This window comes from Variovorax sp. J2L1-78 (assembly GCF_030317205.1).
GTDB classification, from domain to species: domain Bacteria; phylum Pseudomonadota; class Gammaproteobacteria; order Burkholderiales; family Burkholderiaceae_C; genus Variovorax; species Variovorax arabinosiphilus.
The window spans coordinates 211,710-236,200 of sequence record NZ_JASZYB010000001.1; the positions used below are offsets into that span (position 1 = coordinate 211,710).

A 24,491-nucleotide genomic window follows, 5' to 3' on the forward strand; every position below is an offset into this window, starting at 1 on the left:
CAGGAGCTCCACATGGACACACCCACGAAGTTCGCCCACATCAAGGGATGGGGCTCCGATCTGGACCACGCGAACCGGCCGGCCTACCCCAAGGAGCGGACGCCGCCCAGGCTCGATCCTCCTGTGCATTGGAAGGAGCCCGAGATGCAGCCACGGCACGTCGAGGTGCTGCGTTCAACCGAACGGCCCGCCATGACGCCGGTGTTTGGCAGCGGGCAGCCGCCGCGCGGGCTCAGCGGGGGAATGCGGCGCTTTGCCTTCGGCTACAGCGAGAACGATCTGCGGCACTGGCTGCTGCTCCTGCTGGCGGACCGCATCGATGTCGGAGAGGGGCTCGTCGAGGACCTGGCCAGCGGCCACGTCCCCCGCATCTATTCCGAAATGGGCGGTCGGGCCGAACTCCAACACAACCCCGTCGGCGCAGCGAAGAAAGCGCTGGCCGTTGTGGCAGTGTTGGGAACGGCGTACCTCTTGGCGCGCCGCAGGTCCCCACGACGCTAGACCTTGCGCGCCAAGGAGTGCCGAATTCTGCGCGCCAGGTCCTCCCGCGAATAGGGTTTGCTGAGGAGTTCCACGCCAGGGTCGAGACGGCCGCCGTGCACGATCGCGTTTCGCGTGTACCCCGAGGTAAACAGCACCGCCAGCGCGGGCAGGCGCTCTCTTGCCATGCGCGCGAGATCCGGGCTCCGCAGAGGGCCGGGCATCACGACATCTGTGAACAGGAGATCGATCTTGATGCCGCTGTTCACCACGGCAAGCGCCTCCTCGGCACCGCTCGCGACAAGCACTTGATACCCCAACTCCTGCAGCGTTTCCACAACCGTGGCACGCACCTGCTCGTCGTCCTCCGCCACCAGGATCGTCTCCGTTCCGCCGACGGCGGGCCGCGTATCAGCCGGAGCCAGCAGATGTACGGACTCCGTCGATCGCGGCAAGTAGAGCTTCACGGTCGTCCCGTCGCCGGGCTCGCTGTAGATCTTCACGTGGCCGCCGGACTGCTTCACGAAGCCGTAGACCATCGAGAGGCCCAGACCCGTTCCTTTCCCCTCGGGCTTGGTGGTGTAGAACGGATCAAAGGCGTGCGCGATGACTTCGGGCGACATGCCGCTGCCGGTATCGGAGACGGCGAGCATGACGTATTCGCCGGCATCGACTTCCGCATGCGCGCGCGCATACGAGTCATCCAGCAGGGCGTTGCCGATTTCAACGGTGAGTTTGCCTTCGCCAGCCATGGCGTCGCGCGCGTTGATGGCTAGGTTCAGCAATGCGTTCTCGAGCTGGGCGAGATCGATGCAGGTGTTCCACAGGCCCTCTGCAACGTCGGTCTGCACCTGCACTGCTTCTCCCAGGGCACGTTGCAGCACATCGTCCATCGTGGTGATGAAGTGGCCCAGATGGATGACCTTGGGCTCCAGCGTCTGCCGCCTGCCGAATGCCAGCAGGTGTCCGGCCAGCTTGGCACCACGCCGCACACCGGCAATCGCGTTCTGAACACGTCGCTCGGCGCGTTCGTTGCCCGCGACGTCGCGGGAAAGCAGCTGCAAATTGCCTGCGATGACCTGCAGCAGATTGTTGAAGTCATGGGCGACGCCGCCGGTGAGTTTGCCGATGGTTTCCATCTTCTGCGATTGCAGCAAGGCCTGTTCCGAGCGTTTCAAAGCCTCCGCGGCTGCTCGCCGTTCAGTGACGTCGCGAGTGATCTTGGCGTAGCCGACGAATTTTCCATCGGCATCGTGGATGGGGTCGATCACGACGTGCGCGACAAAACGGGAACCGTCCTTGCGAACCCGCCAGCCCTCGTGCTCGAAGCGGCCTTCGGCCAGCGCTGTGGCGAGCGCGCGTTTCGGCAGGCCGGACGCCTGATCTTCCGGGGTATAGAAACGCGAGAAATGCGTCCCGAGCACTTCGGCTTCGGCGTATCCCTTGATCCGCTGCGCGCCCGCGTTCCAGCTGGTGATCACGCCAGAAGGGTCGAGCATGTAGAGCGCATAGTCCGTCACCCCTTGAACCAGAAGACGGAACTCCTGTTCCCGCTTGCGGAGCACCTCTTCGGCAGCGCGCTGCTCGCCGATGTCCCTTGTAATCTTGGCAAAACCGAGCAGGCGTCGGTCGGCCGTATAGATGGGATCGATCACAACATTCGCCCAGAAACGCGAACCATCCTTGCGAACCCGCCACCCTTCGGCTTGAAACGTCCCCTCGGCTTCCGCTGTCTTCAGGGCCCGACCCGGAATGCCCAACGCTTGATCTTCGGGTGAATAGAAGCGGGAAAAGTGCTCACCGATGATTTCATGGGCTGCATACCCCTTGAAGCGGGCTGCTCCCGTATTCCAACTCACCACATAGCCTTGTGCATCGAGCATGTAGATTGCGTAATCGTGGATTGCCGAAACCAGCAGTTCAAACCTTTGCAGTTCCAACAGCCTGTTGTCATCGAGCTGGATTTGGCTAGTCATACGGTGAGTTTTAGAGAGGAATGCGAGATTTTGCCTCGTGCATGCAACTGAGGGACAAGTTTCCAAGCCGTCCTCCCGCAGCCGATCGTGCTCGGGTCACGGCACGATGACGACTGCGCCGACTCGGCTGCTCGGCTGCTCGGCTTCGATCCTGCGTCTTCATCCGCATACCAACGATGAAGGACCGCCTGGAGCGCTACGCAGCGTTCCACACGCAGATCGACGGTGCGCCGGTCAGCGTGGAGGCGTTGATTCCGCGCATGCTCGAAGCATTTCGCAATGCGGCGCCGACTTGGCAACGGACGTCATCCAATGAAGAATCAAACGGGTGCGGCAACGAAGGCTCCGTGCCACGAGCACCCGGAACGTCGAACCTGAAAAGGAATGGCCATGGCAGAAGCAAGACACGGGAAATCACTGTTCGTGATCCTTCCCAATCTGAATATCTGGAACGCCGACAACCCAGGGGGTGGGCAGGCTTTCCTTCGATCGGCCAGCCGACAATTGCACGCCGGTACGCAATCCCCTGTCGCGTTGTCTCCTGGCAAGGCGGACCTGGATGTCACGCTGGTCGATGAAGTCGCGCCGAGCGACACGGTCCTGGTGTCGATGGGCGAGTCCGAACGGGTGAATCTGCTGCGTGCCCACCCGGGGTTGCGCGTCGTGCCGGTTGGCGAACTCGAGCCTTTGTGGCTCCAGCGCTTCAGGCTTGCCCCGGTTCTGGGTGTGTCCGCCGGCCTGAAGGTCGTGATCGAGGTGACGGTCACAGATGCCACAACGGGCGCTGGGTTGCCCGGCGTGGATGTCGTTGGCCTGATCGACCGCGCGGCCCGCATCGGTGCCAGCAACAAGACCAACGGCAAGGGCGTGGCCAAGCTCCTGTTCCCCGCCAGCGCTGCAATGCTGGAGTCCGTGGAGGCTTTTGTGCCCTCGGGGTACTGGCCCGGCTATGCCAAGGGTGTGGCGATGTCCGACGGCGCCGTCACCTTGGCTTGCAAGCCCATCGACCTGGCCGCGCAGGAGGTACGGGGGCACTTTGGCTTCGAAGGGGCGGATACGGACGGGCAGGGCGTCAAGGTGGCCGTGGTCGATACCGGCGCCAGCAAACACGCGGATCTGCGCTTCAAGGGGCTCAATGTCGTCAAGGGCGAGGGTGCCAAGAACTTTTCCGATCTGCTCGGCCACGGCACCCATGTGGCCGGGATCATTGCTGGGCGCGGCCAGCCTGGCAAGGGGGTGCGTGGTGTCGCGCCCGGGGTCGAGCTGCACGTCTACCGTGTGTTCGGCGAAGGACAGGAAAAAGCGCTGTCGTTCAACATCGCCAAGGGCATCCGGCAGGCCGTGGACGACGGCTGCGATCTCATCAACCTGTCGCTGGGCGGTGAAGCCGATGTACCGGACGTGCTCCGGGAAATTCACCGGGCGCGCGCCATGGGGGTGTTGTGCATTGCCGCCGCTGGCAACGACTACCGCGGCGCAGTGAACTACCCGGCGCGTTACAGCCCAGTGATGGGCGTCTCGGCCTTTGGCCGCAAAGGCACCTGGCCGGCAGGCGCGGCGCAGGACCTTGAGGTGCTCAAGCCATTCGGGTCGGACAAGAAGAACTTCATGGCATCGTTCAGCAACATAGGCAGCGAGGTCGACTTGGTGGGACCCGGTGTTGGCGTCGTGTCCACCTATCCTGGCGGCTACGCCGTCATGGATGGGACTTCGATGGCCTGTCCGGTGACGACCGGGGCGCTGGCACGGCTTCTGGGACGCAACCCCAAGATCCTGGGCATGGATCGCGACCAAAAACGCTCGGACGCCATCGTCAAACTGGCGCTCAATACCACGCAGCCGATGGGTTTCGGTGCGCTATTTGAGGGTGCTGGCCTTTTAAAGTAAAGTGTTTCGGTCATGAGCCGTTTTGTCCTTCTCTACCAAGGCACCAGCGATCCTTCGCGTCAGGAGGAGCGTTCGGTCATGTCCGCCCTGAAGACGGCCAAGGTGGTTGACCACATGCCGGGTTCTATCCTGGTGGAGGGACCCGAAGCCGAGGTGGCGGCCGTGGTTCAGCAGTGCCAGAACTGGACGTTCTCTCCGGTGCGCAGCGTCGGGGTTGCCCCGCCGCACAAACACGTCAAAGCGCCGGTTTAGGCTGGCGACAACAGGCCCGGGCAACCGGGCTTTTTCTTGGGCGGAGAGCATCCGAAATGGTCAAAGAAACGAAGCTCACCCCGCGTTTGCGGTTCACACCGACCCAGGAGCTGGATGCGCAGCGGGTGCGCCTGACCCCGGATCCGATCGAGAGCTACGAGGACCGGACCGGCTACGCGCCGGATTTCATCGATGCGACCATCCCCGTCGAGCTACCGCGCCTGGGGGCCGCAGCCAAGCGCGATGCGGTGTCCTTCGCGTGGAAGGGGGCCAAGACGCACGTGCTGGACTACACCCACTTTTCCACGGCGGTCTCGAAATCGCGGCGCATGCCCATCTTCAGCGCCTGCAACGTCGATGGCGCCAAGGCCCAGGCGATCAACCGGGGTGATATCTGGAAATTCGACCCGCGCATTCCCGAGAAATTCCAGATCCTCAAGGAGGTCTATGGCAATGAGCGTGACGGCTATTTCAGCCGTGGGCACATGACGCGCCGCAAGGACCCCGACTGGGGTTCCAAGGCCGTGGCCGCGCTGGCCGATGCGGACACCTTTCACGCGACGAACGCAGCGCCCCAGGTGCAGCATTTCAATGCGGGTCTGTGGGGCGATATTGAAGACTACATTCTGGCCAACACGAACAGCGACAAGATGCGGGTGAGCGTGTTCACGGGGCCGATCTTTGCGGTTGATGATCCGGTGGTGAAAGGGATCAAGATACCGGTGCGCTTCTGGAAGGTCGTGGCCTTTCTGCACGACGAGACGGGCGAGCTCACGGCGACAGGCTACGTGGCGTCGCAGGCCAAAGCCGTGGCCGAGCTCAAGCCGACGTTCGTTTTCGGTGACTTCGAGAACCAGCAGCGGCCACTGGCTGCGATCGAAAAGATCACGGGACTGTCTTTCGGTGATCTCACGGCGCGTGATGTCCTGGCCGAGGCGGGGGAAGCCTTCGCGGCATCGCTTCGCGATGTGCGCGACATCATGCTGGCCTGACCTCAAGAAACACGAAGAAGCACTGCCCACGGATACGCGGAAGCACGACCCCCGCATCGACGTACGACGTGGTTCTGCTCGCTCCGGTGACCGCAGGGCGTCCGAGCAACTTGACCGCATCGGTCACACCGGCCCTCGAGGTTGGAGTATGGCCGCCCGGACGTCGCTCGGATCCCCATAGGCTGCGCGCTTCCCATGAACGATGTGCCTGCTTCACCTTCCCCATCACCGAGGATCCGGTCCGAGGCTTGAGCACAGCTTCATGGGCGTGAGCAATGGTGCGTCGCCGCCGGAGGACTGCGCAGGACTTGAGAAGTGCCGCTCGACGCACCACGACCTGATCGCTCGTAGGACGCACGCCGACTTGAAAAAAACCGACAAATCGCTACGCTTTTGCGCGCCGGTTTTTGAACATCAGAGAGGAGAACGTCATGTCCATCGAGCTCTTGCGGCAGATCGCCGCCGCACCACTTCCGGCATCCTTCGCCACCCCGAAAGATGTCGACGCCGTCAGGATCCTGCGCCAAGCGGGCCTGGTCATCGCCGTACCTGAGGAGCCGCCGGCGGGCGCGGTCAAAGTCGTCGCCATCACAGAGAAAGGCAACGAGGAACTGCTGCGATTGCACTATCCGCAGTACCGGGCGTCCGATCCCGTGCCCAAGTCCTCCTGGCTCCAGCTGGCCGCGCAGCGGGCGCGATCCGTTCTCCGAGAAGCGGGGCGGGCCGGAAAGGGCCGGTTCTAAGGGGACCCGCAGGCGCATTCGGGCTGCTAAAAGTCAATTAAATCAACGACTTGCAGCGCTTGCCAACCCCGAAAAACGCCTGTTTGAGGCACAGCTGTGGCACAGCAAATCTGGCGCAGACACAAGCCAAGTGTGAGGGTTCTCGTCGCATCTTGACGGGTTCGCTGTCCTATCGTGTTCGCGAAATGGAGCTGTGTGCATTCTCGCGGCCGTATAGCGCAGGCCCGGCCGTAGAACCATGCAGTCCGCGCGCCACGGGCCGCCTGCATGCGGCCAAAAGCAGACATCAAGCGAGCCGGGTCGCGTCGAGTAGGCTTCTTCCATGAGCTACCAAATCTCGTCGCGCCGAACGGTCACTTGGCAAGAGTTCGCTGCATTGATGGAGTCGGCTGGGTGGGGAGAGGGATACGACGAGGATTTGTTTCGACGGTCGAACTCCGCCTACCCGCTGGTCGTGCATGCGCGCTCTCACGAGGGCTTCTTGCTCGGCTACGTCTCTGCGTTCAGCGATGGAGCGTTCACCACGATGTTGGGTGAACTGGTCGTTCGTCCAAACGCCCAGCGCTTGGGCATAGGACGCGCACTCATCGGCGCAGTCGAGGAAGCGTTTCCCGGCATTCCCGTCTACGTAAAGGCCCTGGGAGAAGCCAAGCGATTCTTTGAGGCTTGTGGCTATCGCCGCCCCACGAGCGAGATGACGGTAATGTTCAAGAAGCCGCCGCTGGTTTCAGCCTAGACCCGGTGACGGCAAGATTCGGCCACGATCGGACACTGGGCAGCGCAGACAGCGGAAGCAAGCTGGAGAAATCTTCGAACATCCATGACACTGACACCCGACGACTGGCCTCATGCCGCCGACATCCAGGCCTCGTTGGCGGCGCAGTTCGCTCTGCCGCCCTTGCCTCCACCGATGCAGGAATGGTTCACCTGGTGTCGCAGCATGGGAACCCATTCACTCGTGCTGAGCGAGGCAAATTGGCGCGAGGGTTGCCATAGCGAGCTTACCGGCTCGGGTGCGGTCGATGTGCCCGGCCTCCTGGCGTCCATGGAGGGCTACCGTTTCATCCTGGATCAGGAGGCGAGTACGCCGACGCATCTAGTGTGGAGCGATGCCGTGGAAAGCGGTGAATGGCAGCCGCACTGGGTGGTCCTGCAAAATGCCAACGGCGATCCGTTGATTGGTGACATCAGCCAGGCCGAAGTGCCGGTGCTCTGGGACTGGCACGGAAGCGGCCGCTGGTCGCCGCAGCCGCTGTTCCCGAATCTTCGAATGCTGATGGAGCGCATCGAAATCAATGCGCCAGATCTGGCAGAAGAGGTTTCGTCCAAGGTTTTTTTCTACACGGCGCACCTGACGGACCTAGGCCCTCAGCCCCTGCAGGTGCTGACCGCGCTCAAGGCGCATCCTGACTACAGGCACCTCGCCGGCGCAAGCCTGCTGAAGCTCAAGCATCAATTGCCCTTGCCGCTTTTGGTCGACAACGTCAGCTTAGCAGCGAAGGATTCTTGGGTGCATCGCTTCGAAGCGCTTGGCGCTCGAGTAGCGGTCGTCGAACGTGAGCTGAGAACATCCGCAAACCGCAACTGAATTTGCTTAAGCGCGCGCTCGCGGCAGATCCTTCCAGCACGTCGTGTAGTTGGGCGTCTTCAGCTCCTGCTTCATCGTCCAAGTCCGATCGGACCCACCAACGCCGGCGCTGGCCAGCTGGATCGACCCGCGGCCGTAGCGCGTGTTCAGGGCATCGAACGTGCCCTGGGGCATCGTGCGACCGGCCGCTTTTAGCGGCAGAACCGGATGTTCGCCTGCGCGGCAGAATTCGGCCAGAACCGGACGTTCGCCTGTGCCGCAAAATTCGGCCAGAAGCGGACATTCTTCCATCCATAAAATGACTGAAATCGAAGTCCAAAGCTTTTTGTTGGCCTCGTTGAAGCGTGCACTTTCGAGCGTAGTGGTGAGCAGTTTGCGCCAGGCTTCAATTGACGCAGATTGCACGCGAAAGATTGTCAGCCTTCTCTATGAAATAGACCCGGCGGCAACTGCAGAGGACAGAGACTTGCTCGCGATAGCAGCGACGGAGGTCATCGCCGACTTTTCCTCGCCGTGGCGTATTCATGAGCACTACTCGGTGGCGCCAACTTTGTCGCCCCTTGCACAGGTGGGTTACCGCCGCGTCGCAGCACGGGGCCCGTAAGCCCCCCATCGCCCAACACCGGACCTTCGCTGCGGTCGCTCAATGAACTCTCGTCTATGAACATCCAGGAAGCGAGCTCCTCCGATGTGCCGATGATTGCCGCTGTTCTACAAGAGGCGGCTGAATGGCTCGCCGGCGACGGTCGAGCTCTTTGGTCAGCAGCCGAAATCGGTCACGAACGCGTCCTGCGGGACGTAAGCAGGGAGCTCTTCCACGTTGCCCGGCAAGGCGAACACGTGGCTGGCGTCATGAAGTTCGAGTTGGAGGACGCCCATTTTTGGCCCGAGGTCCTGGCTGGCACCTCAGCATTTGTTCACAAGCTCGCCGTTCGCCGAGCGTGGGCGAAGAAGGGGGTCTCGACCGAGCTCCTGTCCTATGCGCGGACACGAGCCCAAGAGCTTGGGCGTGCTCACCTTCGCCTGGACTGCGTCGCGGACCGCCGAGGGCTACGAAGTCTCTATGAGAGCTTCGGATTCGAGCTGCATAGCGTGGTAAAGATAGGAGCCACTTCGTTTGCGAGGTATCAACTCTCGACGGTTGAACTGTAGGGCCTGCGAATCCACCGCCATCAGGAGACATTGCTTGAGTGAATCGTTTCTTATCCTCAGCCGCCGATTTGGCGGCGACATTCGCGACCCATCTGACAGCGACTTGGAAGACGCGCTGAGGCAGGTCTTCATCGAAAGCCATCCTCACCTGACCGAAGCCGACTACGAGGAGCATCGTGGCGCCTTCCTTCGCTTCGGAAGCGACGAGGGGCCAATGTTCGTTGTCTACGTCTACCGCCGCGGAGATGTCGTGTTCGAGCAGTGGGCTGATGCGGACTACGAGGACGAGCTTGTCGCCGCGCTGCACCTGCATCGGGTGACCTTTGACGATGCGCTGCGACTCTGGAAACGGTGCGATCCCACAGTCGGCCGGCCAACTGGTCCATCTGTGGGATCCTGATCGCACAGCGAGCAGGCGGTCTGTGAAAGCCAACCATCAGCCAACCGCGCTAGTGTCTTCTTCCTGGGGCCAAACTTGGCGCTCCCAGCGCCTCAAGCTCGGCAACACCGGCTTTTAGCACTGTCGGGTAGCGGCGCAGCCGAACGTGTGGAGTTCCAATCGGCAGCAAACGCTCGCAAGGTGACACTAGCGCACACAGGGTCTCACTTGTGGGCAAGCTCTGCGTCGACGATCTGGTGCAGCACGGCGCCGGGATCCGTGTCATCCGTCAAGGCACGGATTTCCGTGAGGTCCTCATCGTCCATCTTCAGTTTCTCCGCCATGCGCAGCGACAGCTTGAGCAGCGCCGTCATCTCACGCTCGTTCAGAAGATTGATTTGCAAGTCCAAATGGTGCCTGCGCTCGCTGACCTCGGAAGCCATGTTCTGGCTGATGAGAATCAACACCGAAAGGAAAATGGCTTCCAAAGAAACCAGGAAGAGCAGAAAGGTAAACGGGTAGGGATCGACACGAATGAACACTTCGTTCACCGCGATCCATGCTGCAAATACGGCCACGTTGGCCCAAAGAAAGGCCACGGTACCGCAGAACGCCGCTGCCTTGGCGACCGCTTTATAGAGCCACGGCTTGGAGCGCTTTTCCTTATCCTCTAGACAAAGAATTGATTCGATGTTGCGGTGCGTCAATTCAGTCACGCCGACCGGCTCAGGGGCGCTCTTGCGAGTCATAAGGGTTTCACTCCTACAGCGGTTCACCCGCAGGCTTGCGGGCCGGTCGCGCGTGATTGACAGCTGCGCCAGCGGACTGCTGTACGTCGGCGCAGTTCGCCTCGCTGCCAGGCCCGGTCTCCACGTGCGGCAGGAGTGGCCCAAGAGGTGCAGTCAGTGGATGGATCAGGTCGGGTCTCGTTGTCGAGCGGGGCGCGATAGACACGCAGATGTTGTCTGCCGGTGATCTTCATCGTCCGGTTGTCCGGGCCGATGTTGATCGCATAACCCGCCGCGTCGGTGGTCTTGCGCCAGATCGAGCAATAGCAGCGCATGAACGGAAGGAATTCGTTCGACTCGGCACAGAGCTTGACGCTGCCGCAGTGGCAAGAACCTTCGAGATGCATGGCGTGTCTGGGTTAGGACGTAGGGGATGACGTTCGCGTTGGATCCTGCAGATCAGCGAGGAATTCTTTGGGCGCGCGGCCGGCCGTCGGGATTGGCGCCGGTTGCGCGTGGCTGAGCCGGCTCCCGGCCGATGCCGCTCAGCCCGCTTCGTCAGACCCTGCGCTGGCACCCATGTGGGCGGTGGATCAGCTCGCTTTCTCTGCGTTGCGCCGGCGTGTGGCCGCGGCCTTCTTGGCGGATTCGGATCGCTCGGCAGCCGTGCGGCGGCCCGATGCCGCGCCACCCGCATGTCCGCCCTTGCGCGATGGTGCGTGGTTCAGCGGGCGGCCGCGACCGGAGCCGCTCTTCTTGCCACCACCACTCTCGGCGTTGACGGTCGCGTAGGCGCGTCGCTCGGCTTCGGGCTTGGAAACGCCGCGCTTCTCGTAGCCTTCCTCGATGTGTTCCGTCTGGCGTCTTTGCTTGTCCGTGTAGGACGACTTGTCACCTCTTGGCATGTTGCGCTCCTGGTCTAAATTGGCCGCGGACGTCCTTCGGCCGACCGTCTTTTATGGGCGCAGCGCGCCGCAGGCGGTGTAGGTCAGTGCTGAACGCGCTTGCCCGAGGTTGGCGATGCCGCTGCGACCCTGCCCATGGCACGGCCTCCCGCATTTCTGGGGGACTTGCATGTCCCCATCAACATGGCGGTGTCGCCACCTTATGGATGGATGCTGCGCAAGATGGCCGCACGCATCGGTGCGACCGTCCAGGACGTCCAGGCAAGTCATGCGGTCTTCATGACGCAGCCGAAGGAGGTTACCGATGTGATCGATCATGCCGCGCGGCACCCCGGCGGTACGAAGTGAGACTCGTGCATTCTTAGACGAACGTCGAGCGCAGTGCTCGAGCTCCTTGCGTCAGCCGCTGCGGGGGCCCTTGTTGCGCCCGTTTTCTGCCGCGATGGCCACCGCAAGAACCGAAGCGGCACGCGCTACGCGACCCCGGGCCCGGCGCGGCAGAGGTCGGCAGGCATGCTCATCCATTCTGCTGCTCGCGGGCATCTTGTTCAGGTGATTCCCGCGCTGGCCGCCGCCCCAGCAAATCCCGCTCGATCACTCAGTTCAGCGTGGAGAGGTAGGCAGCCATGTCCCTGGCATCCCGCTCGTTGATGCCCATGGCCGGCATGGATGTGAGTGGGTCGACGGCCTTCGGGTCGCGCAACCAACGGATCATGTTTTCGGGGTTGTTGACGAGCTTTCCTGCGATCTTCGACCGTCGGGCGATGCCCGCCAGTGGCGGCCCGACCGCGGGCGTGGAGCCCGAGATCCCGGGGATGGTGTGGCAGGCGTTGCAGGCGTATTGGTACAGGGCGCGCTCGCCCCGGTCCAAACCTGCCAGCGGCGCCCGAGCACGGGCCGCCACCACCAACCAGCCGACACGCTCGAGGCCGCGCGCGAAGCCTTCGAGGTATTGCGAATAGGGCCTGATACTCGCCATCTGCATTTGGCTCACGCCAAACACTGCGGATGCCGGCCCATCCCTGCCGGCATCCGCGCCCAGATGGCCGCCAGAGGAATTCCGATGCCGGTTCGCGACACGCCGCCTGATGCGAGCGGAGCCCACCCACGCGCGGCACGCCGCTAGTGGCTTGCGAGGCGACGCTAGGATGATTTTTGCCGGCTGAACACCGGCGCACTCCTGCCCTGGCGGCCGCCGTGCCACTCGATGCGATGTCCGTGTTTCATTCCTTCAGAACAGTTCGCTGTGGTCCCGTTGAAGGACACCCTCGCCGGCCAGCTTGCGCATGCCGCCGGGAACGCGGCTGCAACGCCCGCTCAGTCCGATCTACGCAAGAAGTCGAGCGTCAATCTGTCGCGCGTTCCATCGTAAAGCCGGTCTAGGACTGAGCCAAAGATTGGCTCCTCAGGCAAAGCCGCCTCGAACAAGGTCATGCATGAGCACAGTTTCAGGTCGTCTGGAGAGCCCAGAATTTGGTTCACCGTGCGTCCTTGAATGGTCATGACGAGCCCGCTGCACTCCCGAAGTCGTCCGCCAAGCACCGCGTGATTGACGTATGCCTGTGCGTCCGATTTGCCGGCAAGCCCGTAGAAGCGGGCGGTCGAACTCTGACCCAGTACGGCAAGCTGTGGAAAGATGAACCACATCCAGTGGCTGCGTTTTCTTCCCGCCCTCAGTTCCTCCAGCACGTCGGCGTAGACCATTTCCTGAGCTTGCAAGAAGCGCGACGGGTCGAATGTGGTCTCGTTCATGTTGCTTTGCTCCTGAGGGCTGGGCGTTGCGAGGCAAGAGCTCTACTGAATCGCCCCGGATTTCCTAGACACTTTTGAGCCGTTGGGAATGGCGGCGTTCGAACTCTACCGGCGAAGTATCTCCGGCAGTGCCGTGGCGCCGCTTTGGGTTGTAGAACATCTCGATGTAGTGGAAGACATCGGCCTTGGCGGCATCGCGCGTTGGATAGATCTGGCGGCGGATGCGTTCGCGCTTGAGCAACTGGAAGAAGCTCTCGGCCACCGCGTTGTCATGGCAGTTGCCGCGACGGCTCATGCTGGAGATCAGATTGTGGTCGCGTAGGAAGTCCTGCCAGTCATGCCCAGTGAACTGACGGCCCTGATCCGAATGCACCGTGACTGGCTGCTTGGGTCGACGACGCCACAAGGCCATCACCAGCGCATCGAGCACCAGGCCGGTATCGATGCGGTTACCCATGGACCAGCCGACCACCTGACGCGAGAACAGATCGACCACCACGGCCAGGTACGGCCAGCCCTCATGAGTGCGGATGTAGGTGATATCGGTCACCCAGGATTGATTGGGCTCAGCCACGGTGAACTGGCGCTGCAGGTGGTTGGGCGCGACGACCGCAGGCTTGCCACCACGCATGCCAGGGCGACGGCGATAGCCGGTCTGCGAGCGCAGTCCTTCGAGTTTGAGCAATCGGGCCACGCGGTGCTTGCCGCAGGACTCGCCCAGATCGCGCATGTCCAGGGTGAGCTTGCGGTAGCCGTACACGCCACCGCTCTCCAACCACGCGTGTTTGAGCAGGCCCAGCAGCCGTTGATCGTCCTGGGCACGGGGGCTCATCGGATCGGCCTTCCAGGTGTAGTAGCCACTGGGGTGCACCTTCATACACAAGCACATGCGGCGCACGCTGTGCTCCTGTGCATGCCGCTCGATAAATGCGTACTTCACCCGGACTGCTTGGCAAAGTACGCTGCGGCCTTTTTTAAGATATCGCGCTCCTCGGTCACACGCTTGAGTTCAGCCTTCAGGCGGCGCATCTCGTCGGCTTGCGAGCCCTGCGCTTGGTGCTGGTTAGGCGACATCTGCCTGGCTTTGATCCATTGATACAGGCTGTGCTGGCTGACGCCAAGCCGGGCCGACACATCGGCCACCTTGTGGCCTCGTTCGGTGATCTGCTTGACCGCTTCGATCTTGAATTCTTCGGGGTATCTCTGCTTGCTCATGGCACCTCCTATTGGGCCTCAGGTTTGAGGCTCAGAGGTGTCTAGAAAACCCAGGGCGATTCAGGGAGACGATCGCCAAGATGCATGTCGAGTTGCAGCAAGGTTACTGTTCTCACCCTGACGCGGGTTCATCTTGCAGCGCCAACATCATCCGCTCACACATAGTTCAGCGCGCCGTCGGCTTGGGGGCAATCGCCGAGAACGGGCACGTCCTCTCATTCGGCTAAACCCTATGCCGTGAATAAGTTATCTTCGTTAACATTTGGCTTTGCATCGTGCCGGGAGATCCAAGTGCCCATGCTCTACCTTAGCTTTTTAGGAGTGATTCGCTTTTGCCTGCAGCTTTTCGAGGACAGTGGATGCGGTGATTACCTCGGGCCCGCGCCGCTATTGCCGGCGGCTGAGCAAGACGCTTTGATACAGGCGCGTTTGGCCTTTGCGAGCCAGCCATGGCTGTGAGCAGTCATCGATTCGATAGATCGGCTTGTGTGAAAGGATTGCGCTGGTCGCCGATCAACAATGACTGGATGGCAGCGTACGCCCGCGCCGGTCGTCGACGTTCGATCGAGGCATGTGGCTGAAGTCCTTCGGCGCGTGCGTGGTCACTCAATCAAGAATGGCGCCCTGATTGCGTGCTATCGAGATAGCGGCCCATTGAGGATTCAGCCCGGTTCGACCGGATTTCAGCCCGCGTTTGCGCGCGACGCGTTCGCTGGTGGCAAGCGCTTCTCAAGGTCGATGTGTGCCGCTTGAGTAATACAAAACCCCAGGAGTTGAGATGGCAGAAAGAAGGGCCGTTCTGGTCATCGGTGCTGGCGACGCAACGGGCGGTGCGATCGCCAAGCGCTTTGCGCGCGAAGGCTATGTGGCTTGTGTCACCCGTCGAAGCCTTGACAAGCTTCAGCCCCTGCTCGAGTCGATCCGCGCCGAAGGCGGCGAAGCGCACGGCTTCGGCAGTGACGCACGCAAGGAAGACGAGATGGTCGCCTTGATCCACAAGATCGAGACCGACATCGCGCCCATCGAAGCGGCCATTTTCAACATAGGTGCTAACGTGCGCTTCGGCATCGCCGAGACCACGGCGCGCGTCTATTTCAAGGTCTGGGAGATGGCCTGCTTCGGCGGCTTCCTGATGGGCCGTGAAGCAGCCAAGGTGATGGTGCCGCGCGGCCGCGGCACCATTATCTTCACGGGGGCCACTGCGAGCTTGCGTGGTCGGGAGGGTTACGCCGCCTTCGCCGGCGCTAAACATGCGTTGCGCGCACTTGCGCAGAGCATGGCACGCGAGCTATGGCCCAAAGGCATCCATGTGGCTCATCCGGTGGTCGATGGCGCCATCGACACCGAGTTCATCCGAACCCAGTTTCCGGACCGCTATGCGAGTCGCGAGCACGATGGCATCGTGCAGCCGGAGCACATTGCCGACCTCTACTGGCAGTTGCACATGCAGCCACGTGACGCGTGGACGCACGAACCAGACATTCGTCCCTGGCTGGAGACCTGGTGATGTCTACGGGGAACATCGCCGACGTTTTGGAAGATCGGATTCCGGTTCGCTTCCTGTTCGACTTCGGCAGTCCAAACGCCTACATCAGCCATCGGCTCATCCCGCAGATCGAGTCGCGCAGCGGTGCGAAGTTCGAGTACGAGCCGATCCTGCTGGGTGGGCTTTTCAAGCTCAGCAACAATCGATCGCCCGCCGTGGCGAATGCGGACATTCCGAACAAGCTTTCGTACGAGACCCGAGAACTCGATCGCTTTGTCGAGCGACATGGTTTGAGTCGTTTCCGTCGCAATCCCTTTTTCCCCGTCAATACGCTGCAACTGATGCGAGGGGCGATAGGCGCGCAGCAACTGGGATGTTTCGAACCCTATGTGGAAGCTGTGTTTGCCGGCATGTGGGAACGCGAACTGAAGATGGACGAGCCTGCCACGTTCGCTCAAGAGCTGCGCGCAGCGGGCCTGGACGCGGACGCTCTGATGGGGCTGAGCCAAACGCCCGAGGTCAAGCGTCGTCTGCTCGCAAATACCGAAGCCGCCCATTTGGCCGGGGCGTTCGGGTCGCCGACATTTTTCGTGGTCAGCGAAATGTTCTTCGGCAAAGACCGTTTGCGTGATGTGGAGGAGGAAGTGCTGAGGATTCGCGCAAGCACCAGTTGAACGCTGCGGGCATCGGTACGCATCACCTTTGACGCTGCCGGTGCGCGTCGCGCTGACGAGGCAATGCCGCCCATTTGATATGATGGACATCATTCAATGGGATCGCTCAGGGGCGACACGTTGACACGTGACCGACGCTTGAACCAAGGAGCCCGATGCGCTACGACGCAGAACACAAGCAACGGACCCGCCTTCGAATCCTCCGGCACGCGGCAGCAGCGCTACGGCGACAGGGGCCGCAAGACATCAGCGTCGGTTCGGTCATGCAGGAGGCCGGCCTCACGCACGGCGGCTTCTACGCGCATTTCCCGTCGAAGGACGCGTTGATCGAAGCGTCGATTGCTTTCATGTTCGACGACAGCCTCGCGTTGTGGGAGCGAGCGGCACACGGCAAGCCGGTCGCCGACGGGCTCGCCAGCTACATCGACGCTTACCTATCGGCCTCGCATCTAGAAGCTGTGGACAACGGCTGTCCTTTGGCCGCGCTCGCTACCGAAGCGCCGCGCATGTCGGCGATGGGCCGCCAGGCGTTTACGGCCGGGATCAATGCTTTGACGGCTTTGCTCCAAGAGGCCCTGGACCAACTGGACGCGCCACCGCCGACAGCGCTCGCGACGTCGGTACTTGCCGAGTTGGTCGGTGCCCTCACGCTTGCTCGAATCCAGACGGATGTTGCTCAGGCCACACGAATACTCGAAACGTGCAGGCTCGGATTGAAGCGCCGGCTCGGCCTTGGCGCAGCGTTCGAGACCCGCGCACCACGATCAAAGCGCCAGACACCATGACCCACACGAAGCCAACTGCCATCCCCGTCATGCCCACGCACGGGCTGATCGCATTGCTCGCCGCACTGGCGGCCATCGGCGCGCTGTCCACGAACATCATCCTGCCTGCTTTCCCAGCCATCGCCGTGTCGTTGGGTGTCGCCACGTCGCAACTCGGGCTGACGCTGAGCATCTTCTTCATGGTTTTTGCGGTGAGCCAGCTTCTGGTGGGACCGCTTTCCGATCGCTTCGGCCGGCGACGTCTGGTCATTGGGGGGCTGCTGATCTTCGCCGCCGGCTGCGTCGTCTGTGCGTTAGCCACGGATCTGTCGATGCTGATGCTTGGCCGTGCGGTTCAGGCGGCGGGTGTCTGCGCCGCATCCGTTCTCGCGCGTGCCATCGCACGCGACCTCTTCGAAGGCGAATCGCTGGCGCGCGTGTTGTCCATGGTCATCGTGGCGATGGCGGCGGCGCCGGGTTTCTCTCCGCTTCTCGGCGGGCTGGCAGAGCAGTGGATCGGTTGGCGACTGAGTTTCATGGCCGTGGGTGGCCTGGGGGTTGCACTCGCGATCTGGTATGCGCTGCGGCTCCACGAGACGCACCCGGCCGCCCGGCGAATGCCACTGGCAATCGGGCCGGTGCTGTCGAGCTACCTCGCGCTTCTGAGGGACGCACGCTTCGTGCGGCCCGCGAGCGCCGTGGCCTGTGTCATCGGTGCGCTCTATGGCTTCTTCACCGCAGCGCCGGCCATCCTGATGGGGCCTTTCGGGCTGACGACGCTGGCGCTCGGCGCGTTCTTCGCGGCCACCGTGCCGGTGGTGTTTGCTGCAGGCATCGCCGTGCCACGCCTCGCGCGACGCTGGGGCGCCCAGCGTGTGGCGCGCATCGGCGTCCTTCTCGCGCTGATCGGTGGCGCGCTGATATGGGCGATCGGGATGAGTGCCCACGCGAACCTGACAACCTTCGTGGCGGCACTTTGCATCTTTCTGCTCGGCATGGGAATGGTGAATCCGTTGGGCACCGCTCTCGCTCTCGGTCCGTTCCCTGCACAGGCCGGCGCTGCGTCGGCGATGTTGGGATTCATGCAGATGGTGGGTGCTGCATTGGGCGCGACGCTGGTCACGAAACTCGATAGCGGCTCCACGATCGCGACCCTGGGCGTCGTGATCGTCGGGGCGCAGGTCGTGGCACTGGTCGTGTTGTCTCTTCCTTCGCCGGCGCAGCGCGCCGTGAGCGCGACCTAGCAGCGGAGCATCGCAGCGGGGCGTCTCGATTCCGCGCTGCGGAACCGAATGGAAGCACGTGCGGGCAGGTTTTTCCTAGGATGGCGGTGGCCCTGGACCCCATCCTCTGGAGACAAAAAAGTGACCTCGCCTTGCACCACACATCTGTCGATCGAAGCCGGCGTGGCCGTGCTCGAATTCGACAACCCGCCGCACAACCGCCTCGCGCGCGACATGCTTCTCGCGTTCGAACAGGCCATCGCTGCCATCCGTGAAGACGACTCGGTACGCGTCGTCATCCTGTCGGCCAAAGGCAGCATCTTCAGCCACGGGGGCGACATCTCGATCTGGCCTGGTGTGCCGCCTGCCGAAATGCGGCAGCGGATCATCGGCTCCATCAAGCGCGCCAACCTGCTGGAAGAATTGACGGTACCCACGATCGCCGCGGTCCAAGGCGACTGCTTCGGCGGTGGCTTCGAATACGCCCTCCGGTGCGACGTAATCGTCGCTGCGGACGACGCTCATTTCTGTCACACCGAGCAAAGCCTCGGCGTCTTCACGCTGCTCGGTGGCGTGCAGCGCGTCGCCGAACGTGCCGGCCGCGCGCGCGCCATGAAATGGGCACTGACGTCGGAGCGGGTAGGGGCGCAAGAACTGCTCGATGCAGGCGTGCTGACGGAGGTGGTGCCATCCCATGATGTGATGCCGCGTGCTCGGGAATGGGCCAAGCGCTTTGCCACCGGACCGACCCTGGCCCATGCCGCACACAAGCGCCTGCTCCAGGCATGGTCCAACCATGGCATCGCCGCAGCCGACGACTGCATTCCCGAACTGACCGAGACGATCTTCGGCTCCGCCGACGCGAAAAGGGGAATCGCCTCCGGACTGGATGCCTTGCAGCGCGGCGTCGAGCGCCCCACGCTCGCTTTCGAGGGGAAGTGACATGAGCACAACGGTGCGATTCGATCTCTCGGCCGTCGAAGCCGAGGTGGTGAAGTGGTTCTTTGACGACTACCTGATGACCTGGGTGAATGCCGGCGCCGGCCTGAGCCAAGACACGTCGAGCTTCATCTCGAACTACTGGGGCCATCCGCTGCATGTCTGTTCCGACGCCGTGCAGGAGCACAAGCTGCAGGCCGACGACGTGGTGCTTTTTCTGGACCAGATGCACAAGCGCCTGAAGGGCAGTGGCTACCGTTCGACCAAGGTGCTGGATCGGCGTGTGAAGGTCTACAACCGTCGCGGCGCGGGCATCGAAGTGATCTGGTCGCGCCGTCGCGAGGATGGTTCGGAGATCGAACGCATTGCCGTGCACTTCGAAGTCTCGAAGCTGGAAAGCACGTGGCGCGTGGCGTCCATTCAGTCGACGCACACGACTGCGGAAACGCTGGACGGTGCATGGTCGGAACTCAACCTGGGCGTACTATGACTCACACACATCCAGAATATCCGGCGCTCGACCTGCCGGCCCATGTGTCGCGCGAAGCGGTGCAGATATGGAGCAACGGGCTGCGCATCGATGCGGATCTGTACAAGCCGCGTCGCGTGGTGGGAACCGACCGGAAGGTGCCTGCCGTCGTGATGAGCCACGGGCTTGGGGGCAGCAAGCGGACGGCCGAGCGATACGCGGCCGAGTTCGCGGATGCAGGCATGGTCGCGCTCACCTTCACGCACGCAGGTTGGTTCGGTTCCGATGCCGTGGCGTACGTGTCACGGGCAGGGGGTGCTCACGATGTAGGCCCGGCAAGCGCTAAAGACCTTCGCTTTGGCAAGGAGGTGATCGATCCGCTGGAATGGGTGCAGACCTTCCGGGTGGCGGTCGATTATCTTGAAGGCGAACACAACGTGGACACCGACCGGTTGGGTGCCTGGGGTACGAGCTTTGGCGGTGGCATTGCGCTGTACAACGCGTGCAACGACGACCGCATCAAGGCGCTGGCGATTCAGGTCGCCTCGGTTGCGGGTGTGCGGCCGGCGCTCGCCGCGCATGCCCGACAGCGGGCGATCGACATGGCGCGTGGCGTGCTGCCTTCCGTGCCCGACGCATCGATGGACAGTTTCCCGAAAGCACCAGGCGTGCCTCACTTTTCACGCATGCGCGCCTACCGGCCGCTCAACGAGCTTGCCAAGCTGAAAGCCCCGACCCTGATGGTGGATGCCGGTGCAGAGGACATGTTCGACATCCGCCACAATGCCGGCGCCGTGCGCGATCACCTGGAGCGAGAAGGGCGCGTGCCCTACGTGTATCGCGTGATTCCCGGTATCGACCACTACGGGATCTATTTCGATGGCTATGCGGAGAGCGTCGCGCTGGCCAAGTCCTGGTTCGTGACGCATTTGTTAGAGGCGGGACGCTGACCGCAGGCGCCCGTATGTCACCGAGGGCGCTGGACGAGACGATGGACGCAATAAAGGACAGACGCAACATCACCTCGCTGGTGCGCGGGCTGGAAGTGCTCAGCTGTTTCGAATCTGGGGAGGAGTTCCTTGGCAACCTCCAGATTGCCGATCGCTGCGCACTCCCCCGGTCGACCGTGGCGCGGTTGACCTTCACGCTTGTGCAGGCCGGCTACCTCTATCAGGAAAAGAAGAGCGGCCGCTATCGTCTCGGCGCGTCGGCCCTGGCCATCGGCGGCGTGTCGTTGACACGCCTGAAGATTCGCGATCGCAGCAGAGCCGTGCTCCAGCAACTGGCCGAAAGCGTCGGGTTGCAGATCGCGCTTGGCGTGCGCGACGACCTGTCGATGCTGTACGTAGAGACTTGCAACAGCACGTCCATCGTCAGATTGCGACTGGATATCGGTTCGAAGGTCCCGCTGGCGACGACGGCGATCGGCAGGGCGTGCATTGCCGTGATGCCGCCTCCCGAGCGCGAGGCGCTGTTCATGCGGATGAAAAAAGTCCTCTACCAGTCAAACTGGGATGAGGTCGAAGTAGCCATCGTGCGCGAAATGCAGTCTGTGCAAGAGCGTGGTTGCGCGTGCTCTTTTGGTGAGTGGCGCCCGGAAATTTCAGGCATCGCCGTGCCGCTCGTTCTGGGCGGAGGAATGCCCAACTTCGCCATAAGCGCAGCTGGGGTGGCGGGGCTTCGCTCTGTCAATTACTACCTCGACGTGGTGCTCCCGCAACTGCTCAGTGCCGTGAGGTCTATTCGAAACGAATGGGACTGAATCCAAAGCCGGGCTTAGACACGCTGCGGAGGAACTCGTCAACGAAGTACGCCAGTTCAACGGGCTTTTCAACATGCGCCCAATGACCTGCAGCGGGGATATGCGCCAAACTCGATCGAGCAAAGCGGCGCGTTGCTTCAGCCAGGGCCGACCGTGTGAAAAATCGATCGTCCGTTGCGATGACGAGCACCGGGGCGCTGATTGGCGAAGCGGCCATGCCTGCGCGATGGCCTCCGGTCCATGCCTTCAGCTGCTGCAGTCCCTTGCGTCGGCCCGTCATCAGGCTTGAGTTCACCAGAACCGTTAAGCCGCGCGCCGTGAGGGATTGCGACATCGCAAGCCGTCCCGCCTTTATGACCTCCGCGTCGGTCGTTCCAAGACGCGATTCGAAGCGCTGCATGACATCCGGTGGAAGCGGTGAACCCTTCAAGGGCGCCGGCGTCACCAGAATGACTCCCTTGACGCGTTTGCCGAGTCGCCCGGCAGCGAGTTCCACCACCGCGCCGCCCATGGAATGACCCACGAGTACCAAATCGCGATCCCCAGCAACGTCTAGCGCGTACTCGACGACTTGGTCTGCAAAGGCCTCGAGCAGCCGCTCCGAATCTTCGGTCTCTTCCTGCACAGCTTGCAGATCGATGGCATTGAACTGCCAGTCCGAGACCTCTTTTTCACTAAGGGCGCTGAAGAGGTCTTGCCAAACCGCCGAGTCGTCGGTATAGCCGTGTACAAATAGCGCTACGCGTGATGGATGCATTTCGTATTCCTTGACGATTCGAGCAACGCCGCCGTCCGTCGTTTACTGAGGCTCTAGCTTGATGGCACGCGCGATGCGCGAAAATTTCTCGCTCTCGCGCTTCAAAAATGCCTCCGCTTGTGCAGGGGTCATCGGGTCGAGTCGCCCCGACGCATTGGCGGCCATCCGGGCTTTGTTCTCGGGGCTCACGATCCATTCGTTCATCGCCGCTGTCAGGCGATCGACAACAGCGCCGGGCGTCTTCGACGGCGCGAGGATGCCAACCCACAACGTATGCTCAAAGTTGGTCAGGGTATTGCTCTCATTGATGACCGGGAGATCGGGAAGTGCAGGGTTCCTTGCTGGACCGGCCAGCCCGATAGCTCTCAGCTTGCCGTTCTGCAGCATGCCAAGGGTTGGGCCGCCGCCGACGGGCATGAAGCCGATGTCTACCTGCGAGCCAGCCATGTCGATCATTGACGGTGCGACCCCCTTATAGGGGACCTCCAAGAACTTGACGCCCGTGCGCGTCTGGAAGTCGGCCGCCACGATGTGCGCAGCGGAGCCGGTGCCCCAATGCGCGATGCTCAACTGCCGATTGCCGGGGGTCTTCGCGTATTTGATGAGTTCATCGACACTCTTGAAGTCGAGCGTGGGACTACATGCCAGCACGAAGTCCGAGATGCCGGTGACGCCCATCAATCGAAAGTCCGATACGCTGTACTTCGCCGACGAGATCGTGAATGGAGACGCCAGTAGATCGGTCCCGGTGGTTCCCAACAGTGTGTAGCCGTCCGCAGGCGCGCGCGCGACGAACATGGCTGCGATGGAGCCCCCGGCTCCTGGCATGTTGTCTGCGACCACCGTCTGTCCAAGGTTGCGTTGGAGAATGACGTTGGCAGCGCGTACCGAAGCATCCGACGGTCCCCCAGCTGGAAATGCGATCTTCACAAGGATGGGCTTGTTCGGATAGCCAGACTGTGCCAGTGCTGGGAGGCCAATGCTGGAGGCGGCAAGTGTGGAGGCGCCCGAGATCAAAAAGTGCCGACGAGTGGATGCGTTCATGGGGCTGTCTCCTATTGATTTTTGTTAAACAAGAGGCGTTGCGCCTCGGCGATCGGCGGCGCTCAGCGCGGCTTGCAGGACCTTCTTACGACGTTCTAGCCACCAACCGTATGGCTGGGGCCAGCCCGCATACCCGACGGCAGGCTGCAGATTTTCTTGTGCGTGCAGAGGCCAGTGCGGGTCATGCAGCGCAGCGCGACCAATCGCCACCAGGTCGGCAGCTCCCGATGCGACGATGTCATTCGCTTGGTGCGCGTCAACGATGAGGCCGACAGCCATGGTGGCGATGCCCACTTCGTCCTTGATGCTGCGCGCCAGAGGTACCTGGAAGCCAAGGCTTCGCGGCAGACCGGTCGAAGCCTGCGGTGCCGCCACGCCTCCAGACGAGCAATCGACGACATCGACACCGAGCGCTTGGAGTGCCGTCGCCAAGACGGCTGAGTCTTCCAGGGACCAACCGCCGTCGGCGGCGTCGGTCGCTGATACCCTAAAGAAGAGCGGCTTGCGCGCGGGCCAGACTTCACGCACCGCTGCCACAACCTCGAGTGCCAACCGCATGCGGTTTTCGAGCGTACCGCCGTAATGGTCAGTGCGCGAATTGGCAAGCGGCGACAGAAACTGATGCAGCAGGTACCCGTGCGCTGCATGAATCTCAATGACGTCAAAGCCGGCCGCTTCGGCACGCGCCGCTGCATGCTTCCATCGCTCCACCAATGTAGTCAGCTCCGGTTGCGATAACGCGCGCGGGCTAAGCCAGCCTAGCTCCATCGGCTCGGTACCAGGTCCGACGATTTCCCAGGCCCGCTCACCTCGAGCGACGTCGCGATGATCGAGCGGCCCATTGCCGTCCCATGGACGTTGCATGCTTGCCTTGCGCCCGGCGTGCGCGAGCTGAATACCTGCCTTAGCACCAAGCGTATGTATCAGATCTGTTATGCGGCGCATTCCATGCACTTGCTCGTCTTGCCAGATGCCGAGGTCCCCGTGTGTGATCCGACCGTCGCGCGTAACGGCCGTAGCCTCAGTCATGACGAGCCCAAAGCCACCCATGGCAAACTTCGCGAGGTGCGCAAGATGGAAGTCGTCGACCATGCCACCGCGGGCGGAATAGGTGCACATTGGCGAGAGCACAAGGCGATTCTTCAGTGCCACCCCTCCAATCTGGAAAGTGGAGAAGAGGGGGAAACTGTCGTCAGGCGCATTGGCGCTTGCACCAGCACTTATTGCGTTCGTAGCCATACGGTTGTCTCCTGATGGCAAAGCTCGGGTCACGTTGCCCGGCCGGCCGTTTCAGCCTTCCGGTGGCTGCATGCTCTATGGCCGC

At 62.2% G+C, this 24,491-nt stretch carries 30 protein-coding genes; 19 read left to right on the forward strand and 11 right to left on the reverse strand.

The features are described from left to right. Positions 1 to 12 precede the first annotated feature (12 nt). Complete coding sequence (locus QTH86_RS00980) at positions 13 to 501, forward strand: hypothetical protein (protein ID WP_286646524.1); 489 nt, start codon at positions 13 to 15, stop codon at positions 499 to 501. On the opposite strand, the gene QTH86_RS00985 is transcribed toward QTH86_RS00980, so the two are convergent. After that, positions 498 to 2,456: a hybrid sensor histidine kinase/response regulator gene (locus QTH86_RS00985; RefSeq protein WP_286646523.1), complete on the reverse strand. Its 1,959-nt coding sequence runs from the start codon at positions 2,454 to 2,456 to the stop codon at positions 498 to 500. The two genes, QTH86_RS00980 and QTH86_RS00985, sit on opposite strands and share 4 nt — an antisense overlap. Positions 2,457 to 2,846: 390 nt before the next feature. On the opposite strand from QTH86_RS00985, the gene QTH86_RS00990 reads away from it, so the two are divergent. The 6 genes from QTH86_RS00990 to QTH86_RS01015 all read left to right on the forward strand — a co-directional run bounded on the left by QTH86_RS00990 (position 2,847) and on the right by QTH86_RS01015 (position 7,918). Then, on the forward strand, positions 2,847 to 4,343 hold the full coding sequence (locus QTH86_RS00990; RefSeq protein WP_286646522.1) for a S8 family peptidase: 1,497 nt from the start codon (positions 2,847 to 2,849) through the stop codon (positions 4,341 to 4,343). A 12-nt stretch (positions 4,344 to 4,355) separates the two neighbouring features. Further along, entirely contained in the window at positions 4,356 to 4,595 is a 240-nt protein-coding gene (locus QTH86_RS00995) for a hypothetical protein (RefSeq protein ID WP_286646521.1), read from the forward strand. 56 nt (positions 4,596 to 4,651) lie between these two features. Then, on the forward strand, positions 4,652 to 5,587 hold the full coding sequence (locus QTH86_RS01000) for a DNA/RNA non-specific endonuclease (protein WP_286646520.1): 936 nt from the start codon (positions 4,652 to 4,654) through the stop codon (positions 5,585 to 5,587). 431 nt (positions 5,588 to 6,018) lie between these two features. Next, positions 6,019 to 6,330 carry a hypothetical protein gene (locus QTH86_RS01005; RefSeq protein WP_286646519.1) on the forward strand — a complete coding sequence of 104 codons (312 nt, stop codon included), beginning with the start codon at positions 6,019 to 6,021 and terminating at the stop codon, positions 6,328 to 6,330. Between the two features lie 322 nt (positions 6,331 to 6,652). Further along, positions 6,653 to 7,066, forward strand: coding sequence for a GNAT family N-acetyltransferase (locus QTH86_RS01010; protein WP_286646518.1), 414 nt, complete (start codon positions 6,653 to 6,655; stop codon positions 7,064 to 7,066). Between the two features lie 84 nt (positions 7,067 to 7,150). Beyond that, a complete protein-coding gene (locus tag QTH86_RS01015) occupies positions 7,151 to 7,918 on the forward strand; it encodes a hypothetical protein (protein ID WP_286646517.1) in 768 nt (255 codons plus the stop codon). A 6-nt stretch (positions 7,919 to 7,924) separates the two neighbouring features. Here QTH86_RS01015 and QTH86_RS01020 read toward each other — a convergent pair whose 3' ends face one another. After that, a complete protein-coding gene (locus tag QTH86_RS01020) occupies positions 7,925 to 8,323 on the reverse strand; it encodes a DUF4113 domain-containing protein (protein ID WP_286646516.1) in 399 nt (132 codons plus the stop codon). Here QTH86_RS01020 and QTH86_RS27085 point away from each other — a divergent pair. From QTH86_RS27085 to QTH86_RS01030, 3 genes are all read left to right on the forward strand, one after another. Beyond that, positions 8,217 to 8,522 (forward strand): MafI2 family immunity protein, encoded by a 306-nt coding sequence (locus tag QTH86_RS27085; RefSeq protein WP_506555348.1) that lies wholly within the window; start codon positions 8,217 to 8,219, stop codon positions 8,520 to 8,522. The genes QTH86_RS01020 and QTH86_RS27085 overlap by 107 nt on opposite strands. Positions 8,523 to 8,614: 92 nt before the next feature. Beyond that, a complete protein-coding gene (locus QTH86_RS01025) occupies positions 8,615 to 9,070 on the forward strand; it encodes a GNAT family N-acetyltransferase (RefSeq protein ID WP_353506076.1) in 456 nt (151 codons plus the stop codon). 34 nt (positions 9,071 to 9,104) lie between these two features. After that, on the forward strand, positions 9,105 to 9,470 hold the full coding sequence (locus QTH86_RS01030) for a hypothetical protein (protein ID WP_286646515.1): 366 nt from the start codon (positions 9,105 to 9,107) through the stop codon (positions 9,468 to 9,470). A gap of 203 nt (positions 9,471 to 9,673) precedes the next feature. Here the strand turns inward: QTH86_RS01030 and QTH86_RS01035 are convergent, their stop codons facing one another. The 3 genes from QTH86_RS01035 to QTH86_RS01045 all read right to left on the reverse strand — a co-directional run bounded on the left by QTH86_RS01035 (position 9,674) and on the right by QTH86_RS01045 (position 11,082). Continuing rightward, positions 9,674 to 10,198 carry a DUF1003 domain-containing protein gene (locus QTH86_RS01035; protein WP_286646514.1) on the reverse strand — a complete coding sequence of 175 codons (525 nt, stop codon included), beginning with the start codon at positions 10,196 to 10,198 and terminating at the stop codon, positions 9,674 to 9,676. Between the two features lie 23 nt (positions 10,199 to 10,221). Continuing rightward, a complete protein-coding gene (locus tag QTH86_RS01040) occupies positions 10,222 to 10,584 on the reverse strand; it encodes a GFA family protein (RefSeq protein WP_286646513.1) in 363 nt (120 codons plus the stop codon). A 186-nt stretch (positions 10,585 to 10,770) separates the two neighbouring features. Further along, a complete protein-coding gene (locus QTH86_RS01045; protein ID WP_286646512.1) occupies positions 10,771 to 11,082 on the reverse strand; it encodes a plasmid stabilization protein in 312 nt (103 codons plus the stop codon). A 135-nt stretch (positions 11,083 to 11,217) separates the two neighbouring features. Here QTH86_RS01045 and QTH86_RS01050 point away from each other — a divergent pair, with 135 nt between their 5' ends. Further along, complete coding sequence (locus QTH86_RS01050; protein WP_286646511.1) at positions 11,218 to 11,430, forward strand: hypothetical protein; 213 nt, start codon at positions 11,218 to 11,220, stop codon at positions 11,428 to 11,430. 250 nt (positions 11,431 to 11,680) lie between these two features. Here the strand turns inward: QTH86_RS01050 and QTH86_RS01055 are convergent, their stop codons facing one another. The 3 genes from QTH86_RS01055 to QTH86_RS01065 all read right to left on the reverse strand — a co-directional run bounded on the left by QTH86_RS01055 (position 11,681) and on the right by QTH86_RS01065 (position 14,049). Next, positions 11,681 to 12,067 (reverse strand): c-type cytochrome, encoded by a 387-nt coding sequence (locus tag QTH86_RS01055; protein ID WP_286646788.1) that lies wholly within the window; start codon positions 12,065 to 12,067, stop codon positions 11,681 to 11,683. Positions 12,068 to 12,399: 332 nt separating this feature from the next. Next, entirely contained in the window at positions 12,400 to 12,834 is a 435-nt protein-coding gene (locus tag QTH86_RS01060) for a DUF1810 domain-containing protein (RefSeq protein WP_286646510.1), read from the reverse strand. Positions 12,835 to 12,898: 64 nt separating this feature from the next. Continuing rightward, positions 12,899 to 14,049, reverse strand: a protein-coding gene (locus tag QTH86_RS01065; RefSeq protein ID WP_286646509.1) for an IS3 family transposase whose coding sequence is annotated in 2 segments (ribosomal slippage) — positions 12,899 to 13,803 and positions 13,803 to 14,049 — 1,152 coding nt in all. Because the reading frame shifts where the segments join, the coding sequence is not laid out codon by codon here. A 778-nt stretch (positions 14,050 to 14,827) separates the two neighbouring features. Here QTH86_RS01065 and QTH86_RS01070 point away from each other — a divergent pair. The 8 genes from QTH86_RS01070 (at position 14,828) to QTH86_RS01105 (ending at position 21,366) form a co-directional block, all read left to right on the forward strand. After that, complete coding sequence (locus QTH86_RS01070) at positions 14,828 to 15,556, forward strand: SDR family oxidoreductase (RefSeq protein ID WP_286646508.1); 729 nt, start codon at positions 14,828 to 14,830, stop codon at positions 15,554 to 15,556. Then, entirely contained in the window at positions 15,556 to 16,209 is a 654-nt protein-coding gene (locus QTH86_RS01075) for a 2-hydroxychromene-2-carboxylate isomerase (protein ID WP_286646507.1), read from the forward strand. Before QTH86_RS01070 ends, QTH86_RS01075 begins: the two co-directional genes overlap by 1 nt. A gap of 155 nt (positions 16,210 to 16,364) precedes the next feature. Further along, positions 16,365 to 16,994, forward strand: coding sequence for a TetR/AcrR family transcriptional regulator (locus QTH86_RS01080; protein WP_286646506.1), 630 nt, complete (start codon positions 16,365 to 16,367; stop codon positions 16,992 to 16,994). Beyond that, positions 16,991 to 18,217: a multidrug effflux MFS transporter gene (locus tag QTH86_RS01085; protein ID WP_286646505.1), complete on the forward strand. Its 1,227-nt coding sequence runs from the start codon at positions 16,991 to 16,993 to the stop codon at positions 18,215 to 18,217. Before QTH86_RS01080 ends, QTH86_RS01085 begins: the two co-directional genes overlap by 4 nt. 120 nt (positions 18,218 to 18,337) lie before the next feature. Beyond that, the gene (locus tag QTH86_RS01090) at positions 18,338 to 19,138 is read left to right on the forward strand and encodes an enoyl-CoA hydratase/isomerase family protein (protein WP_286646504.1); all 801 of its coding nucleotides are present in this window, start codon (positions 18,338 to 18,340) and stop codon (positions 19,136 to 19,138) included. A 1-nt stretch (position 19,139) separates the two neighbouring features. Then, positions 19,140 to 19,625 (forward strand): DUF6841 family protein, encoded by a 486-nt coding sequence (locus tag QTH86_RS01095; RefSeq protein ID WP_286646503.1) that lies wholly within the window; start codon positions 19,140 to 19,142, stop codon positions 19,623 to 19,625. Next, positions 19,622 to 20,554 (forward strand): alpha/beta hydrolase, encoded by a 933-nt coding sequence (locus QTH86_RS01100; protein WP_286646502.1) that lies wholly within the window; start codon positions 19,622 to 19,624, stop codon positions 20,552 to 20,554. Before QTH86_RS01095 ends, QTH86_RS01100 begins: the two co-directional genes overlap by 4 nt. A 41-nt stretch (positions 20,555 to 20,595) precedes the next feature. Further along, positions 20,596 to 21,366 carry an IclR family transcriptional regulator gene (locus QTH86_RS01105; protein WP_286646501.1) on the forward strand — a complete coding sequence of 257 codons (771 nt, stop codon included), beginning with the start codon at positions 20,596 to 20,598 and terminating at the stop codon, positions 21,364 to 21,366. On the opposite strand, the gene QTH86_RS01110 is transcribed toward QTH86_RS01105, so the two are convergent. The 3 genes from QTH86_RS01110 to QTH86_RS01120 are packed head-to-tail and all read right to left on the reverse strand — an operon-like array spanning position 21,344 to position 24,406. Continuing rightward, on the reverse strand, positions 21,344 to 22,123 hold the full coding sequence (locus QTH86_RS01110) for an alpha/beta fold hydrolase (protein WP_286646500.1): 780 nt from the start codon (positions 22,121 to 22,123) through the stop codon (positions 21,344 to 21,346). The two genes, QTH86_RS01105 and QTH86_RS01110, sit on opposite strands and share 23 nt — an antisense overlap. A 42-nt stretch (positions 22,124 to 22,165) precedes the next feature. Further along, positions 22,166 to 23,167 carry a Bug family tripartite tricarboxylate transporter substrate binding protein gene (locus QTH86_RS01115; protein ID WP_286646499.1) on the reverse strand — a complete coding sequence of 334 codons (1,002 nt, stop codon included), beginning with the start codon at positions 23,165 to 23,167 and terminating at the stop codon, positions 22,166 to 22,168. A gap of 24 nt (positions 23,168 to 23,191) precedes the next feature. Beyond that, positions 23,192 to 24,406: an NADH:flavin oxidoreductase/NADH oxidase gene (locus tag QTH86_RS01120; protein WP_286646498.1), complete on the reverse strand. Its 1,215-nt coding sequence runs from the start codon at positions 24,404 to 24,406 to the stop codon at positions 23,192 to 23,194. Between the last annotated feature and the right edge of the window lie 85 nt (positions 24,407 to 24,491).